General features: G+C 61.0%; 18 protein-coding genes. 9 read left to right on the top strand and 9 right to left on the bottom strand.

The annotated features are described in order from the left end of the window. Positions 1-19: 19 nt before the first annotated feature. Positions 20-799: a helix-turn-helix transcriptional regulator gene (locus ACI514_RS06915; RefSeq protein WP_160058574.1), complete on the bottom strand. Its 780-nt coding sequence runs from the start codon at positions 797-799 to the stop codon at positions 20-22. A 110-nt stretch (positions 800-909) separates the two neighbouring features. Between ACI514_RS06915 and ACI514_RS06910 the strand changes: the two genes are divergently transcribed. Both ACI514_RS06910 and ACI514_RS06905 read left to right on the top strand, forming a co-directional pair. After that, on the top strand, positions 910-2,025 hold the full coding sequence (locus tag ACI514_RS06910) for an extracellular solute-binding protein (protein WP_405123353.1): 1,116 nt from the start codon (positions 910-912) through the stop codon (positions 2,023-2,025). A 159-nt stretch (positions 2,026-2,184) separates the two neighbouring features. After that, the gene (locus tag ACI514_RS06905; RefSeq protein WP_405123352.1) at positions 2,185-3,303 is read left to right on the top strand and encodes a P1 family peptidase; all 1,119 of its coding nucleotides are present in this window, start codon (positions 2,185-2,187) and stop codon (positions 3,301-3,303) included. 350 nt (positions 3,304-3,653) lie between these two features. Here the strand turns inward: ACI514_RS06905 and ACI514_RS06900 are convergent, their stop codons facing one another. After that, positions 3,654-4,286 (bottom strand): TetR/AcrR family transcriptional regulator, encoded by a 633-nt coding sequence (locus ACI514_RS06900; protein ID WP_150750786.1) that lies wholly within the window; start codon positions 4,284-4,286, stop codon positions 3,654-3,656. Positions 4,287-4,450: 164 nt separating this feature from the next. Between ACI514_RS06900 and ACI514_RS06895 the strand changes: the two genes are divergently transcribed. Further along, the gene (locus ACI514_RS06895; RefSeq protein ID WP_160058577.1) at positions 4,451-4,891 is read left to right on the top strand and encodes a hotdog fold domain-containing protein; all 441 of its coding nucleotides are present in this window, start codon (positions 4,451-4,453) and stop codon (positions 4,889-4,891) included. Between the two features lie 64 nt (positions 4,892-4,955). Here ACI514_RS06895 and ACI514_RS06890 read toward each other — a convergent pair whose 3' ends face one another. Beyond that, a complete protein-coding gene (locus tag ACI514_RS06890) occupies positions 4,956-5,642 on the bottom strand; it encodes a GNAT family N-acetyltransferase (protein ID WP_405123351.1) in 687 nt (228 codons plus the stop codon). Between the two features lie 151 nt (positions 5,643-5,793). Between ACI514_RS06890 and ACI514_RS06885 the strand changes: the two genes are divergently transcribed. Further along, complete coding sequence (locus tag ACI514_RS06885; RefSeq protein ID WP_160058579.1) at positions 5,794-6,279, top strand: DUF3592 domain-containing protein; 486 nt, start codon at positions 5,794-5,796, stop codon at positions 6,277-6,279. A gap of 9 nt (positions 6,280-6,288) precedes the next feature. Here ACI514_RS06885 and ACI514_RS06880 read toward each other — a convergent pair whose 3' ends face one another. Both ACI514_RS06880 and ACI514_RS06875 read right to left on the bottom strand, forming a co-directional pair. Continuing rightward, positions 6,289-6,846 (bottom strand): YceI family protein, encoded by a 558-nt coding sequence (locus ACI514_RS06880; protein ID WP_405123350.1) that lies wholly within the window; start codon positions 6,844-6,846, stop codon positions 6,289-6,291. A gap of 74 nt (positions 6,847-6,920) precedes the next feature. Continuing rightward, positions 6,921-8,276 (bottom strand): MATE family efflux transporter, encoded by a 1,356-nt coding sequence (locus tag ACI514_RS06875; RefSeq protein WP_160058581.1) that lies wholly within the window; start codon positions 8,274-8,276, stop codon positions 6,921-6,923. Positions 8,277-8,476: 200 nt separating this feature from the next. Here ACI514_RS06875 and ACI514_RS06870 point away from each other — a divergent pair, with 200 nt between their 5' ends. The 3 genes from ACI514_RS06870 (at position 8,477) to ACI514_RS06860 (ending at position 11,432) form a co-directional block, all read left to right on the top strand. Continuing rightward, a complete protein-coding gene (locus ACI514_RS06870) occupies positions 8,477-9,046 on the top strand; it encodes a chorismate mutase (RefSeq protein WP_160058582.1) in 570 nt (189 codons plus the stop codon). Positions 9,047-9,203: 157 nt separating this feature from the next. Then, on the top strand, positions 9,204-9,644 hold the full coding sequence (locus ACI514_RS06865; RefSeq protein ID WP_405123349.1) for a phage infection protein: 441 nt from the start codon (positions 9,204-9,206) through the stop codon (positions 9,642-9,644). A 144-nt stretch (positions 9,645-9,788) separates the two neighbouring features. After that, positions 9,789-11,432 (top strand): diguanylate cyclase, encoded by a 1,644-nt coding sequence (locus tag ACI514_RS06860; RefSeq protein ID WP_405123348.1) that lies wholly within the window; start codon positions 9,789-9,791, stop codon positions 11,430-11,432. On the opposite strand, the gene ACI514_RS06855 is transcribed toward ACI514_RS06860, so the two are convergent. The 3 genes from ACI514_RS06855 to ACI514_RS06845 all read right to left on the bottom strand — a co-directional run bounded on the left by ACI514_RS06855 (position 11,433) and on the right by ACI514_RS06845 (position 13,577). Continuing rightward, on the bottom strand, positions 11,433-11,726 hold the full coding sequence (locus ACI514_RS06855; RefSeq protein ID WP_405123347.1) for a hypothetical protein: 294 nt from the start codon (positions 11,724-11,726) through the stop codon (positions 11,433-11,435). An 80-nt stretch (positions 11,727-11,806) separates the two neighbouring features. Continuing rightward, positions 11,807-12,193, bottom strand: a complete 387-nt coding sequence (locus tag ACI514_RS06850) for a cytochrome c family protein (protein ID WP_160058586.1) — start codon at positions 12,191-12,193, stop codon at positions 11,807-11,809. Between the two features lie 52 nt (positions 12,194-12,245). Continuing rightward, positions 12,246-13,577 carry a PLP-dependent aminotransferase family protein gene (locus tag ACI514_RS06845; protein WP_405123346.1) on the bottom strand — a complete coding sequence of 444 codons (1,332 nt, stop codon included), beginning with the start codon at positions 13,575-13,577 and terminating at the stop codon, positions 12,246-12,248. A gap of 89 nt (positions 13,578-13,666) precedes the next feature. Between ACI514_RS06845 and ACI514_RS06840 the strand changes: the two genes are divergently transcribed. Continuing rightward, a complete protein-coding gene (locus ACI514_RS06840) occupies positions 13,667-14,560 on the top strand; it encodes a DMT family transporter (protein ID WP_405123345.1) in 894 nt (297 codons plus the stop codon). A gap of 3 nt (positions 14,561-14,563) precedes the next feature. Here ACI514_RS06840 and ACI514_RS06835 read toward each other — a convergent pair whose 3' ends face one another. After that, complete coding sequence (locus tag ACI514_RS06835; RefSeq protein WP_405123344.1) at positions 14,564-15,379, bottom strand: cupin domain-containing protein; 816 nt, start codon at positions 15,377-15,379, stop codon at positions 14,564-14,566. A 131-nt stretch (positions 15,380-15,510) separates the two neighbouring features. Between ACI514_RS06835 and ACI514_RS06830 the strand changes: the two genes are divergently transcribed. Further along, positions 15,511-16,023, top strand: a complete 513-nt coding sequence (locus tag ACI514_RS06830; protein WP_405123343.1) for a carboxymuconolactone decarboxylase family protein — start codon at positions 15,511-15,513, stop codon at positions 16,021-16,023. Positions 16,024-16,548 lie beyond the last annotated feature (525 nt).

Here is a 16,548-nt window from a genome sequence, read left to right as displayed (position 1 = left end):
CAGGGGGGATTGTGGTGAATCAGGGAGTTGGTGGGCGCAGCACCAGCGCAAACAACTCGCCATGCCCGGTGACATTGAGCTTGTGATACAGATTGCGCCGATGCACCTTGACCGTCTCCGGCGAGATGCCCATCTGCTGGGCCATCGCCTTGCTGGAGAAACCCTGCAAAATCAGCCGCGCCGTATCGACCTCGCGCACCGTAAGCCGCGCATCGAAGCGGTCGAGCAACGCCGCCAGATCACCAACCACCGCCTCCGCCACCGCGCCCTGCGGCGGCAGCAACTGCACATGCCGACGCATCGCCGCCAACACCCAGTCACGCACGCACAGAAGCCTGCCCTGCTCGGCCATATCGAACGGCGTCGAGCGGCCCAATGACAAACCGAGTACGCCGCCACCGACGTTGACCATGAACTGCAACTCGTCTTCACCGACCACCGAGCGAAAGTAGCTCTGGTAGTACTCGCTGTGCAGAAACTGGTCCGGCGCCACCGAGGCCAGGCTGTGCAAGCCGTCGGCGATGCCGGTCGACGCGGTTTGATAAAACGGATCGAGCAGGTACATCCCGGCGCTGTAGCCGGCCAATTCTTCCTGCTCGTCGGCGCGTCCGCTGCTGTCGAAGTCGATCAGCAACTGCGGCGCCTGCCCGGCTTTCATCAGCGCCACCAGCGCATTGTCCAGCGGCACCAGCAATCGCAAGGTGTCCACCAGCGCACGCCAGAAACCAGCCTGACCGACACCGGCAAATACCCGCGCCAGGCTTTGATGCACTGGCAACTCCTGCAGCAACGCGTCCACGCACTACCCCTTTTGAGTAACCCATGATGGGAATGGGTCAGGCGTGACCGGCCGGATAGGCTGAGCACTCCTGTTCATCACCGGCCTGCACAGGCCAGGAGTGCCGCATCATGCGTGGTCACCGTGGCTGTATCAACCTCAGCATTAAACTGGGCCTGCTGGCCGGTATTGGCGCCGGCTCGATCACCATGGCCGCCGACGCGCCGAGCGTGCACGTCTACAACTGGTACGACTACATCGGCCCGAACACCCTCCACGATTTCCAGCGCGACAGCGGTATCCAACCGGTCTACGACACCTTCGACAGTGCCGAAGTCCTCGAAGGCAAACTGATGACCAGCCGCAGCGGCTACGACGTGGTGGTGGCTAGCAACTTCAGCCTGCCGACGCTTATCAAGGCCGGCGCCCTCGCCCCGCTGCCACGCGATCAACTGCCGGGCTGGAAGAATCTCGACAGCGACTTGCTGGCGAAACTGGCCAACAACGATCCTGGCAATCAATACGCCGTGCCGTATCTGTGGGGCACCAACGGCATCGGCTACAACGTCGACAAGGTGCGCGCGGCGCTGGGCGACAAGGCGCCGGTCGACTCGTGGGATCTGGTGTTCAACGAAGCCAACCTCGCCAAACTCGGCCAGTGCGGTGTGGCGATGCTCGATTCGCCGTCGGAGATGCTGCCGGTCGCCCTGCACTATCTCGGCTTGCCACCGAACAGCACCGATCCTGAAGACTATAAAAAAGCCGAAGCGCTGCTGCTGAAATTGCGTCCGCATATCGCCTACTTCAACTCGTCGAAATTCATCAGCGACCTGTCCAACGGCAACATTTGCGTGGCGGTCGGTTGGTCGGGGGCCATGCTGGAAGCCAAGACCAATGCCGAGCAGGCCAACAACGGCGTGAAGATCGCCTACAGCCTGCCCAAGGAAGGCGCGCCGGTGTGGTTCGACACGCTGGTGCTGCTCAAGGACGCGCCGAATCGGCCCCAAGGGCTGGCCTTTATCGACTATCTGCTGCGGCCCGAAGTGATCGCGCCGGTCAGTGATCATCTGTCGTACCCCAATGGCAACCGCGCGGCGACTGCGCTAGTTACAGAGGCCACGCGGGACAACCCGGCGGTTTATCCACCGGCCACGGCGATGGCCACGCTGTACACCCTTGAACCGTTGCCGAAAGCCACCGAGCGCGTGCGTACGCGGGTGTGGAGCAAGGTCAAGAACGGCCAGTAATCCCTTTTTGAACATTCCACAAAACCCTGTGGGAGCGAGCCTGCTCGCGAAAGCGGTGGGTCAGGCACTGATGTGTTGAAAGTGCCGACGCATTCGCGAGCAGGCTCGCTCCCACAGGGGCGGTGAACAACCCTGCATTTTTTAGAGAGACAGAAATCAATGAAACCTCGTGCCCGTGACCTCAACATCCGCATCGGCCAGCTGCCGCCCGGCCCGTTCAACGCCATCACCGACGTGCCCGGCGTGCGCGTCGGCCACAGCAATGTGCGCGGGCGCAGCCGCACCGGGCGGGACATCTGCACCGGCGTCACGCTGATCGAACCGCGCCCGGGCTCGACCAATCAGCAACCGTGTTTTGCCGGCGTGCATGTGCTCAACGGCAATGGTGACGCCACCGGGCTTGAATGGATTCGCGAGGCGGGGCTGCTGACCAGCCCGATTGCCTTCACCAACACCCACAGCCTTGGCGTGGTGCGCGATGCATTGATTGCACTGGATCGCCAACAGCAACCCGACGACGGTCGCCTCTACTGGAACATGCCGGTGGTACTGGAAACCTTTGACGGCTTGCTCAACGACATCAACGGTTTTCATGTCCAGCCTGAACACGTCGCCGAAGCGTTGAGCGCGGCCGTCGCCGGTCCCGTGGCAGAGGGCGCGGTCGGCGGTGGCAGCGGCATGATCTGTCATGAATTCAAGGGTGGCATCGGCACCGCGTCGCGGCGTTTGAGCGATGCTCAGGGTGGCTGGACCGTCGGCGCGATCGTGCAGGCTAATCACGGTATTCGCAGTGAGTTGCGGGTCGATGGCTATCCGGTCGGGCGCTATATGGAACAGAAGGATTCGCCGTTCCTGCGCGCCTCATTGCCGCATCCGGGCATGGGTTCGATTGTCGTCTGCCTGGCCACCGACGCGCCGCTGTTGCCGCACCAGTGCACGCGGCTGGCGCAGCGTGCGAGCCTCGGTCTGGCGCGCACCGGCGGTGGCAACGAGGATCACAGCGGCGACATTTTCATCGCCTTCGCAACCGGCAACGCTCACGTGCCGCCCGCTGCCTACGAAGGCAAAGGCGCGCCGACCTGTGACGGCTTGCGCATGGTCAATAACGACCACATCAGCGAGCTGTTTCTGGCCGCGACCGAGGCGGTTGAAGAGGCGATCATCAATGCCTTGCTGGCCAGTGACAGCACCGAAGGTAATGGGCATTCGGTGCCGGGACTCGATGCCAACACCCTGCTCGCCGCGCTAGCCAAGGCAGGCTGGCCAGGATCGCGCTGACACCGCTGTTCCCCTGTAGGAGTGAGCCTGCTCGCGATGGCGGTTTGTCAGTTGAAGCTGATTTGACTGACCCACCGCCATCGCGAGCAGGCTCACTCCTACGCAGGATCACGTCAGTATTTGGGTGCCAGGTTCGCGCCGCCGCCCGGGCGACTGGCGGTACTTGAGCCGTCACTTGCACACTCCTACGATGGAATCACGCAGTGGCTCCGCTCTATCGAGCGCTGCGTAGGCGCGGGTGCTCTGAACCCCAATCAAGCCCGTGCCTTGCTTCATGCGCATCTTGAGCCTCGAGGGCTCTACTTCCTCCCCATCAAAGAGCTTTGAGGCTCTTTTTTTGTCTGCGTAAATCAGCAGTCCGGCAGCGCATCGACGCGAATCGAGCGCCAGGCCGCTTGCGCCAGCAACTCGCGATAGTCCGCCGGACTGCCCTTCACCCGCCCCGCCAACCAGGCACGGCAGTAACTGTCGGCCTGACCGATGATCAACGACGGCAACAGTTCGGCGGGCAAGGCCTTGAGTTCGGCAGCGCGCCCCGATTCGGCCAGCCAGTCGCGCAGACGCAGATTGCGCGTTTTGTTGCGCTCGGCCAGTTCGTCCTTGAATGGCCCTTTGGTCACGGCAAACCGCGCGTGGTACTGGAAACGCGCCCATTCGGGTTGACGCTCGACCCAATCGACGTAGCTGAACACCAGCGCCTGCACACCTTCCTCGGTGGTTTGCGCTGCATCCAGATACGCATCGCGCAGGCGCGCCTGATCCTCCAGCGCGGTGAAAAACAACGCGGCGACCAAGCCCTCCTTGTTGCCAAAATGGTGATAGATCGCCCCGACACTCGTGTCGCACTCGGCGCGAATCATCTCGATGGTGGTGGCTTCGATCCCCTGCTCGTTGAACAGGCTTAGCGCCTTGCGAAAGATATCGCGCTTGAGTTCGGCACGGCGGCCGGGGTAGCTGCGTTCAAGTAGATCTGCGGTATCCATGCGGCTCACTGCCTGAAAATCGGGATTGAAAGACACACGTCGTGCCCATGGAAAAAACACGCACAGGTTGACAGATTTCCCGCAGACAGAATACCGTTCCGTTACAGAATATTATTCTGTAACGGAACATAATTCTGCAAAATCACTTTCCGCGAGGCGTTTCCATGAGTCAGTTTCTCAGCATGTTCAATAGCGCAGGCCCGCAAGCGTTCAGCCAGATGGCCTGCCAGGTCGCGCCGTACTTCAGCACCATCAACCCGCTGGTGACCGAGCTGCGCGCGAACTCGGCGACGGTACAAGTGCCGTTTCGCCGTGAGATCACCAACCACCTCGGCACCGTACATGCGATTGCCATGTGCAACGCGGCAGAACTCGCCGCCGGGATGATGACCGATGTGTCGATCCCGGCCGGCGCACGCTGGATTCCCAAAGGCATGACCGTGGAATATCTGGCCAAGGCAAAAACCGATGTGACGGCGGTGGCCAGTGGTGAAGGCGTGGATTGGCAGAGCGAAGGCGACAAGATCGTCACCGTGGACATTCACGATACCGAGGGCAAAAAAGTGTTCACGGCGCGGATCACCATGAACGTCAAACTCGGCTGAATCGGGGACACAAAAAAGCCCTTGCTGCGGCATTCACAGCAAGGGCTTTTTCAGAGATGTGAGGTCAGTGCACGGTCAGGCGCTGGCGGACAAACTCCTCGACATGACGAGTAGTCTGATCGAGGTGTCGGTCACGCTGTTTCTCGGCGTCGAGCATCGCGCGCTTGCCGTTTTTCTGCAGCAGATAGGTGTGGATCTGCTGCACTTCCAGCGACCGGTAAATCGGTGTGGTGTCGATAAATCCGCGCAGACCGTTGCTGCGATAATGCCGGGTGCTCATCAATACCTGCGTTTCACGCTGGCCAATGACCTCAAAACCCAGCGCTTCGAAGTACGGGACTTTGCCGACCGTGCAGGCCAGTTCCGCGTGGGGATAACGCCCGACCATTTCGCCGATCAGCGCCCGCGCCACACCCTGACGCCGATGCCCTTCGCGCACCGCCATATAGGCGACGCTGCACGCCTCCCAATCGCCCTGCACTGGCAGGTACAACAGAAAACCAATGACTTGCTCCGGATCATCCTCGTCGGTGGCAACCAGCAACTCGACGTCGGTGCCCTTCTCGCCATTCAACGCTTCCAGATACAGATGCACCTCATAGCCGACTGCGTACTGATAGACGTTGTACAGCAGGTTGCTCGGGCCGAGGCCAACCGCGCTGATATCGGTCAGGTAGTCGACGACCAGTTGCAGAATCTGGCTGTTGACGTCTTCGGGGCATGGGGTTTTGTAGTGGGTGATGCGTGGCATGACGAACTCCGACGGTAAAAAGCGTTGCCGACAACCGCAGCGGTCGACGAACCGCGACATCATACCGTGACCGGCCCGGCGGACGTCTAAAGTTCCTTTTCCGAGCGCCGATGTAACGGTCTCCTACCAATGTCACCACCAGGGATCGGCCATGTATTACCCACGCGAAGCTGCCAAGGATCACCTCTACAACCGTATCGTCATGCTCACCGTTGCTTGCTGCGTGGTGCTGCTGCTCGCTGCAATGGCTCACAAGTCCGGCATGCTATATGGGGCGCTGAGTTTCAATGGTGTGGAAACCCGTGGCAGCGTCACGGCACTGGAACGGATTCCAATGAACGCCAATGGCAAGGTCATTCACTATCAATACACCGATGCCCAAGGCCAGACCCATGAAGGGCAACATGCCGACGAACGCTACGTCGAGCATACCCAGTATGAAGTCGATGGCCCGATCACCCTGCTGGTGTCGCCGTGGATGCCGGATAAAAGCTGCATCGCCAGCCAGTTGCAGGGTTACCGTACGAGCTTCTACATCATGACCGGCGGCGTGCTGCTCGCGCTGCTGTTTCTGCTGATCTCGGGCAGGACGTTCTGGCAGATTCAGGCAATGAAAGAACAGGATCGGTTTTATTGACTGGCGAGGTCACTGCTGCGGCGCCACCACTTTGAATTTGATGGCGATGTCCTTGGACACCACGGTGTCCGCCCACTCCCCCGCGCCGAGGCCGAACTCGTCGCGCTTGAGTATCAGCTCACCGTCGAAAATGCCGATGTCGCTGCCCGGTTTCAATTCCACCGGTACTTGCACTTCGCGGGTAATGCCCTTGAGGGTAAGCTGTCCGTCGATCAGGTAGCGGCGCTCGGCCACTTGGGTGAAACGCCGGGATTCGAACACCGCCACGGGGAATTTTTCGGTGTCGAACCACGCCGGTTTCACCAGTTCGGTGTTGGCGTCTTCGCTGCCGGCATCGATGCTGCTGAGGTCGATATGCAACGTGGCATGGGCGTTGGCGAGGTTGTCGGTGTCGAAGTCCAGCGTCGATTCGAACTTGCCGAAGGTGCCGTACATCGGCGAGCCCATCTGGTTGTAGGTAAAGCTGATCTGACTGGCGTTGGTATTGACCCGCGAGTATTCAACGGCCTGTGTGGCAGAGACGACGCACAGCGAACACGCGGCAGCCAGCAGCAATCGGATCGACATGGAATTCTCCGGGCGGGACCAGCCGTCGAGGGCCTCGATTGACTTAAGCAAACATCTGACTGTTACGCCAGCGCCTAGACCAGACGCTCGATCTTCTGATGCTGCCAGACCAGTTTGTAATACAAGGTCTGCAGCACCAGCATGCCCAGATACGCCACCGGAAACGCCATCCATACACCTTGTAAACCGTACTTTCCATCCAGCCAGTAAGCCGCTGGCAGTTGCACGCCGACCACGCAAATGATCGCAATCACCACCGGCACCAACACCGTGCCGCTGGCGCGCATGATCCCGCCGATGATTGCCTGGAAGCCGAACACCAACAGACTCCACAACATGATGTGCAGCAGATGCTCAGCCATCGCCCGGGTCGAGTCCTCGGTCAGGAACAGCCCCAGCAACCAGTGCGACAACAGGTAGCCGAGCACAATCAAACCGCCGGTCAGGCACACGTTGATCAGCAGCCCGGTGCGCAGAATCGGCCCCATGCGCTCCAGTCGCCCGGCGCCGATGGCCTGCGCACCGAGGATCGACGCGGTGATTGCAATCGACAGAGCCGGGAACTGCACATAGTTGACGATCTGCGTCACCGCGCCATAGGCCGCCGTCGCTTGCGATCCGTGCTGGTTGACCAGCGCCAGAATCACCAGCTCCGACAGCGACAGCACAATCATCTGCACGCCGGTCGGCAGACCGATCCGCAACACCTTGCCGAGAATCGCTCCGTCGAGGCGCAGCGCAGCGAAGAACTCGCGGTCCGGCGCCAGCGGATGACCCTTGCGAATCAAGCGCCACGCCAGCCATGCCATTGCCGCCAGGTTGCCGGCCAACCCCGCGTACGCCGCACTCTGAATGCCCAGTTGCGGCAGGCCGAACCAGCCGCGAATCAGCGCCGGGGTCAGGGCCAGCCCGACACAGGTCGAGACCATCAGCGCCAGCAACGGCGACAGCGTATCGCTGACCCCGCGCAACAGTTGCGTGAACAACACAAACACCAGCAGCGACGGCAAGATCCACATCATCACATGGGCATACGCCACTGCATCGTCGAGCACATCCGCCGGCGTCCCCAACCCCGCCAATGCCTGTCGCGCAAACACGCTGCCCAATACTGCGGCTACCAGGCCGATCAACACGCCCAGCAACAGCGTCGCCCCGGCAATCGCCTTGACCATGTGCGGTTCACGCGCGCCCCACGCCTGACCGATCAACACACCGGCGCCCGCGCCGAGGCCGATCACCAGTGCGATAAAGAAGAACACGATGGGAAACATCCCCGACACCGCCGCCAACGCCTGGGTGCCGAGCATCTGGCCGATGTAGATGCTGTTGACCGTGCCCGACATCGATTGCAGAAAGTTCGACAGTACCATCGGCGCGAGGAACAGCAGGTAGGTGTGCCAGAGGGGGCGTTGGGCGACGGCTTGCATTGAATAGAGGTCCATCTCGAACGGCGGGAGGGCTGATGAAGGATAGCTTCGGCGAGTTGCACGCGGGGCGCAATTAACATTTCAAATCGATGTTTATTGCCGGTGCCCACGCCTGTGTAATTGACACGGATCTGTAGGTGTCGGTTCAGAGCTGTGGTAAACAACTGGCCACTTTTATTGCTCTCATTGAGGCTCTGTCCATGCCGCACTTTGCCAATCTGTTGACCGCCAGCCTACTCGCCCTGCTCGCCACCAGCGCTCACGCTGCCGCTGCCGCGCCCGCGGAAACTTTGAAGCCGTTGCTGGAAACACTCAACGAGCGCCTGAACATCGGCGACCTCGTCGCGCTGACCAAATGGGACAGCGGCAAGCCGATTCAGGACAGCCCGCGTGAGGCGCAGGTCATCGCCAATGCCCGCGCGCTGGCCGCCGAGCACAAGCTCGACCCGGAAGAGGTGGCGCAACTGATTGCCGCGCAAATGGAGGCGAACAAACTGGTGCAGTACGGTTTGCTTTCGCAATGGCAGGCGGCGGGTGCCGCGCCGGACACTCCGCGCCCCGACCTGGGCAAGCAGATTCGCCCGCGTCTGGATGAGCTGCAAACCCGGCTGTTGCAGCAATACGCCGATTTCGCACCGTATCGCCATGATGCGAATTGCTCGGTGTGGCTGGCCAAGGCGCGCAGCGGGCTGAGCCACGACGCGCTGCATGAACTGGCTCTGACGCGGGCTACCGGTGAACTGTGTGTTCGGGCGGCGAAGTCGCTCTGAGAAAGATCAAAGGATCGCAGCCTGCGGCAGCTCCTACAGGGGATTGGTGAACCATCATTGCGGTCGATGTTCACCATCACGGCAATGAAGTTCTCATAAAAAATCCACGGCGTAACATCGGCTCCAGACAAACAACTACCCCTTGGAGCACACGATCATGAAACGCCAGACCCTTCTCAGCATCGCTTTTTCGGTTTTCGCCATTAACGCTTTTGCCGCCACCCCGGCACACACCCAGGTCGCTGAAGGCGGCTCGGACAAGTTGATTGAAAGTCGTGTTGCTGAGGGTGGTTCCGATCGCCTGCTCGAACGCCGCGTTGCCGAAGGCGGTTCCGATCGCCTGATCGAACGCCGCGTTGCCGAAGGTGGTTCCGATCGCCTGCTCGAACGCCGCGTTGCCGAAGGTGGTTCCGATCGCCTGCTCGAACGCCGCGTTGCCGAAGGTGGCGCTGATCGCCTGATCGAACGCCGCGTCGCCGAAGGTGGTTCCGATCGTCTGATCGAACGCCGTGTTGCCGAAGGTGGTTCTGATCGCCTGATCGAACGCCGTGTTGCCGAAGGTGGTTCTGATCGCCTGATCGAACGCCGCGTCGCATAACTCAACGGCTTCATCGCAAACCCAAGAAAAAGCCCGGCCTGATCAGCCGGGCTTTTTCCTGCCCGCAACCCTCCATTCCCCGACTGGTCACCCACCGCCCATTGCGCATACCATGCGGCCACAACTCCAAAACAGACCTCGCCCATGCTCAAAGCCAGTCTGCGTAGCCACCTCACCCTTTGGTTTGCCGGTTTGTCCCTGCTGACGCTGCTCAGCGTGGGCTTCTACGTTGGCCACATCGCCACCGAACAGATGAAGCAGGCCAGCGGCAATGCCTTGCTCAACACCGCGCGTTCGGCCGCGTCGTTGTTGGGTGAACAACTACGCGAACGCCAGTTGGAGGTGTATCTGCTCAGCCGTGCGCCGCATCTGGAGCGTGGCGATCTGGACAACCCGGCCATTCTCAAATCGATGCAACTGCGCACCCAAGCGCGCACCGAGTATGCGTGGATGGGCGTCACCGATGCCGAGGGCAAGGTGCATCAAGCGGTGAACGACTTGCTGGTCGGCCTGTCGGTGCAACAACGGCCGTGGTTCCAGGCCGGGTTACGCAGTGAGTACACCGGCGACCCTCATGAAGCGGTGCTGCTGGCGAAAATGCTCCCGGCGCTGCCGAACGGTGAGCCGCTGCGTTTCATCGATTTCGCCGCGCCGATCCACAACGCCCACGGTCAGGTGATTGGTGTACTGGGCGCCCACGCACATTGGAGTTGGGTGACGCGCATTGTTGAGTCAGTGGCGTTTGCGCATAAAAACTCAATGCCGGATATTGAAGCGTTGATCATCGATCACGATGGCAAGATTCTCTATCCCGAAGCACTGATGGGCCAGCAACTGGCGGCGACGGATTCGAAATTGCAGGACTGGACGGCGGGTAACGGCTTCCTCACCAGCATGGTCACCGTACCGACGCCATCGAGTACGGCGCTGTCGTGGTCGATTGCCGTGCGCCAGCCATTGGAAACCGCGCTGCAACCGGCGCGCCTGCTGATGTACAAATTGCTGATCCTCGGTGTGGTCGCAGCGGTGCTGTTCGGGCTGGTGGCCTATTACCTGGCGCTGTACCTCAGCCGCCCGATCGAACAGCTCGCCCGTTCGGCCCGCAAGGTCCAGAACAAAGAGCCCGGCGCGCAATTCCCGCTGCAACACCCGGTGCGGGAAATTGCCCAACTCGGCCAGTCCATCGATGCGATGACGCAATCACTGCTCGGCAAGGAGCGTGAACTGCAAGAGGCCAATGCCTCGCTGGAAGCCACGGTGGCGCAACGCACCGCAGCGCTGACGCAGGCCAACGCCGAACTGTTGAGTCTGGCGACTCACGATGGCCTTACCGGCGTGTACAACCGGCGCCGTTTCGACGAGAAACTCACCGAATACACACTGCTGTTCCGCCGCACCGGACGCCCGTTTTCCCTGCTGCTGATCGATGCCGATCACTTCAAGCGAATCAATGACACGCACGGTCACGCGGTGGGCGATGAGGTGCTGCAACAGTTGGCGCAGTTGATTCAGAGCAGCCTGCGCACCACCGATTTCGTCGCCCGTTACGGCGGCGAAGAGTTCGCTGTGCTGTTGCCGGAAATCGCCCAACCCGACACCCCGGAAGTGGTCGCCGAGAAGATTCGCGCGGCGATAGCCAAGGCCGATTTCCCTGCGGTCGGAAATGTGACGGTGAGCATCGGCGTCGGCCTGGCGGATCCGGCCGACAACAGCCACAACGCACTGATCAAGCGCGCCGATCAACAGCTGTATCAGGCCAAGGCAGCGGGTCGCAATCAGGTGGCGTGATCAGCCCTTCTTCACTTCGCAAACCCCGTTGGCCCTGTTCTTTCCGGTGTATGAAACCGCCGGCGAACCATCAGGATTGATGCTCAGAGAAATGGTCACACCCGAGCCTTTGGCTTCGAAGTAGTTGTCGTTGAATTTCTTCAACTGGCCTTCCTTGCCATTGATGTAGATCGGCCCGCCTTCATCGGCATGCACTTCGATCTTGCCCGGACAGGTGGCATTGAGCATGGGAATGCCGGCGTGGGCCAGTCCTGTGGCAAGCAACAGCGGTGTTACCAATAGCAAAAATTTCATGGTGGTTCCTTGAAAGCAGCAACAACGCCGAAGAGCTTTTTCATGTCATTTTCAATCAGGGACTTCGGCAGCTCCTGCCGTTATTGCGAGAAGGTCTGAAGATAAGCCAACAGGTTCTCGAGTTTTTCCTCATCACTCAGCCCCCAGAAAATCATCCGCGTACCGGGCACGACGCCTTTCGGATCCTTCAGATAAGCGATCAACGTTTCGCGATCCCAGGTCACGCCTGAGTTCTTCATCGCATCGGAATACACGTAATTCGCTGACGTCCCGGCGGGCCGGCCGATGATGCCATTGAGTTGCGGGCCAAACCCCGGGCGGGCCGATTCGCCGACCTGATGGCAGCCGCCACACAGGCGCGGGAAGATTTTCGCGCCGGCTTCGGGGTCGCCCGCGGCATGGCTGAACGTAGTGAACAGGCTGGTGGCGAGCATCAGGGCGAGTGACAGTGCAGCGGTGTTTTTCATCGAGGGCTCCGGATCGGTCTGCATCGGGCCGCGCAAGGGTAGCATTTTGTTTTTACAGGTAAGCGCCAATGATCTTTCTGATTTTGATCAACGCTTGGCGCAACACCTCCAGCTCTACTGAACCCAGCGCCAGGCGGATCGCGTGCGGTACATGGCCTGACACCGAGAACGGTTCGGCAGTGGTGACGGAAATCTGTTCGTGCATCAGCTCGACGACAATCTGATCGGCGCGCACGTCTTCCGGCAGCGGTAGCCACAAGAAATACGACGCTGGATGACCAATGCTCGGTAGTCCCTTGAGCAACTCGGCCGCCAACGCTTGCCGCACCTTGGCGTCGTTGCGTTTTTGTTCTTCCAGCAGCGTCACCGTGCCATCGTCGAGCCAGCCGCAGGCAATCGCGGTCATGATCCCGGGCGTGTTCCAGGTCGTGGCGCGGATGATGCGTTCAAGCGCCGCCACGGTCTCTGTCGGTGCAGCGATGAAACCGACGCGCAAGCCGGTGGCGATGTTTTTCGACAGGCCCGAGACATACACCGTGCGCTCCGGCGCCAGATCGACTAACGCCGGGGGTGGGTTTTCCACCAGAAACGCGTAGGCAGCGTCTTCGATGAGGGTCAGATCATGCCGACGGGCGATCGCGACCAACTGCTCGCGTTGCGCAAACGGCATCACCCAACCCAGCGGATTGTGCAAGGTCGGCATGCTGTACACGGCACGCACCGAGCGGCTGCGGCAGAGTTTGTCCAGCGCGGCGAGATCCGGCCCCTGATCACTGAACGGAATCGCCACGACTTCCAGATGCAGCGCTTCGGCCAGCACTTTAAAGCCGGAATAGGTCAGCGCGTCGGCGGCAATCACATCGCCGGGTTTGAGCAGCGCCATCAGCGTCACCGCCAGACCTTGCTGGGCGCCGTTGACGATCAGCACTTGCTCGGCCTCCACGTTCACCCCGCGCGTCAGCAGATGCCGAGCGACGGACGCACGCTCGTGGGCACGACCGGCGTGCGGCTGGTAGCGCAGCAACGCCTCCAGATCACCCGACAACGCCAGTTGGCGCAACGCGCTGCGCAACAAATCGGCCTGACCGGGCAGCGACGGGTAGTTGAAGTTAAGGTCGATCATGCCGACCGCCACCTGTTTCTGATCGATGCCCTGCCCCGGCGCCAGCGAGGTTTCGCGGACAAACGTGCCGCGCCCGGTCTCACCGCTGACCAGGCCCATCGCCTCCAGCTCCGCGTACACCCGCGAGGCCGTGACCAGTGCCAGCCCTTTCTCAGCAGCCAGTTGCCGGTGGGTCGGTAGCCGCGTACCTGGCGGCAACTGCCCCGAGCGAATGTCTGCCGCATAGGCGTCAACGATTGTCTTGTAGCGAGAACGTGGCATGCCGGATGTATCCATGACAATTCTTTGATTGTGCTGATTCTCGGCTCTAGCATCACGGCAACGCAACCCACTTCTGAGCGTGATCTGCTATGGAACAAACCTCGAATCTGACGACCCCGGCAGTGGAAAAAACCAGCGGCTGGATCAACGGTTTTATCGGCGTGGTCATCTTCAGCGGCTCGTTGCCCGCCACGCGCTTGGCGGTGCTGGAGTTCGACCCGGTGTTTCTCACCGTGGTCCGCGCCGCGATCGCCGGGGTACTGGCGGTGGCGCTGCTGTGGCTGTTTCGCGAGCGGCGCCCGGCGCGTAATCAGTGGCTGGGGCTGTTTATCGTCGCGATGGGCGTGGTGCTCGGATTCCCGCTGCTGACCGCCCTGGCGCTGCAACACGTGACGTCGGCGCACTCGATTGTGTTTGTCGGATTGCTGCCACTGGCCACGGCGATTTTTGCCGTGCTGCGCGGCGGTGAGCGGCCGCGACCGGTGTTCTGGATGTTCTCGATTCTTGGCAGCGCGCTGGTGGTCGGCTTCGCCCTCGCGCAAGGTCTGACTGCCTCGCCCACCGGCGATCTACTGATGCTGGCGGCGATTCTGGCCTGCGGCCTCGGCTATGCCGAAGGCGCGAAACTGTCGCGCAGCCTCGGCGGCTGGCAGGTGATTTGCTGGGCACTGGTGCTGTCGCTACCGGTGATGGCGGTTTTGAGTCTGTGGCTGGCACCCGCCTCGTTCAGCACGATCAGCCTGTCGGCGTGGGTGTGTCTGGGCTATGTGTCGTTGTTCAGCATGCTGATCGGCTTTGTGTTCTGGTATCGCGGCCTGGCTCAGGGCGGGATTGCCGCGGTCGGTCAGTTGCAATTACTGCAACCGTTTTTCGGCTTGGCGCTAGCGGCGACGCTGCTGCATGAACACGTCAGCCTCGGCATGCTCGCGGTGACGTTGGGCGTAATCCTCTGTGTGGCCGGGGCGAAGAAATTCGCCAAATGATCCTCAGGCGCCGGCCTTCCACTCGCGAGGGCTGAGCCCGGTCTTGCGCCGAAACGCCCGGGCCAGCGCCGAAGGACTTTCGTAACCGACCTCCTCGGCAATCAGCGCAATCGGCTTGCCTTCACGCAGGCGCTTCTGCACCAGGCTGACCCGCCAGCTCAGCAGATAATCGGCCGGAGTCTGCCCGACGACCCGGCGAAACTGCTCGGCAAATCCGGCGCGGGACATGTTGGCGACCGAGGCCAGATCCGCCACGCTCCATGGCTTTTGCGGTTCCTCGTGCATCGAGTTCAAGGCACGCGACAGACGCGGATCAGCCAGCCCGGCGATCATCCCCGGTTGTTGCTCGCGACTGCTGATCAAATGCCGCAACAGCAGGATCACCAGCAGTTCGAACAGTCGATCCATCACCGCCACGCGCCCGCAATGCCCTTCGAACGCTTCCTTGAACAGCCATTCCACGGTGTTGCCCAGCTCCGGAATGTCCGTCAGCTTCAGCACCAGATAATCCGGCAGTGCCGCCGCCAGTGCATTGCCGGAGCCGCCATCGAACGTCAGCGTTGCGCAAACCACCTGAGTGTCCATGGCTTCGTCAGCAAACATGCGATGGGCGAAGGGTCTGGGGAAGAAGATCAGTGACGGTTCACTGAGGCGGACCTCGCGCTCGCTACCCGGCTTGAGCAGTAACTCGCCGGCCTGCAACAAATGCACATGGCCGACCGGTTCATTTTCATGAACCGCGACGCCGCAGAACGTGCCGCTGTGAAAAGTGCCGGCAGTCACACCGAAATGGCTGAGCAATGTTGAAAGGCGATCCATGGACGACTCCAAGGGCATATCTGGACGATCTGCCGCATATCCTCGACGATTTGCCGCCAATCCACCAGCCTCACTCAATAACATGACCTCCATCCCCGGCGCACTACGCACCGGACTCTCGGAGCATCACCATGAGCCGCATCCACGCAATCAGCCTCGAAACCGCCGCCGACGCCAGCCGCCCAGTACTGGAAGGCGTGAAAAAGAAAATCGGTTTCCTGCCCAACGTCTTCACCACCCTGGCCAAAGCGCCGGTGGCCCTCGAAACCTACGTACAAGCCTCGGCGATCCTCGGCAAAACCTCGCTGAGCGCCCAGGAAAAAGAAGCGGTGTACCTCGCCACCTCACAGGTCAACGGTTGCGACTACTGCCTGGCGGCACACACCTTGTTTGCCGGCAAGGCCGGGCTCTCGGCGCAAGACATCGTCGCCGCCCGCCAAGGCGAACTCAACGCCTACGCCACCCTCGCCCGTCAGCTGACCGAAAGTCGCGGCCATTTGACTGATGAACAGATCACCGCCGCCCGCGCTGCCGGCATCGACGACGTGAAGATCATTGAAGTGATTGCACTGGTGGCCGTGCAGAGCCTGACCAACTACCTGAACAACGCGGCGCTGACCGACATTGACTTCCCCGCCATCTGAATCCGGCCACACAAAACCTGTTGGAGCTGACCTGCTCGCAATAGCGGTGTGTCATTCAAAGCATCTTTGAGTGACACACCGCTATCGCGAGCAGGCTCACTCCTACAGTTGGATCGGGTACATCAGCAAGAAACAGGTCGGCTGTCAGGCCGCCTTCGCGAGCAGGCTCGCTCCCACAGTTGGATCGGGTACATCAGCAAGAAATTGGTCGGCTGGCAGGCCGCCTTCGCGAGCAGGCTCACTCCTACTGTTGGATCGGGTATATCAGCAAGAAATTGGTCGGCTGGCAGGCCGCCTTCGCGAGCAGGCTCACTCCTACTGTTGGATCGGGTATATCAGCAAGAAATTGGTCGGCTGGCAGGCCGCCTTCGCGAGCAGGCTCACTCCTACAGTTGGATCGGGTACATCAGCAAGAAATTGGTCGGCTGGCAGGCCGCCTTCGCGAGCAGGCTCACTCCCACAGTTTTAACGTGCGTACAACCCAAGCGGCAAAGCCGTCCCACTCAACAGGATGAGCGTTAGCTC

Source organism: Pseudomonas sp. M20, from assembly GCF_045037865.1.
Classification (GTDB): domain Bacteria; phylum Pseudomonadota; class Gammaproteobacteria; order Pseudomonadales; family Pseudomonadaceae; genus Aquipseudomonas.
Note: the sequence above shows the minus strand (reverse complement) of the source record. Positions and strands in the feature narration are given on the sequence as shown.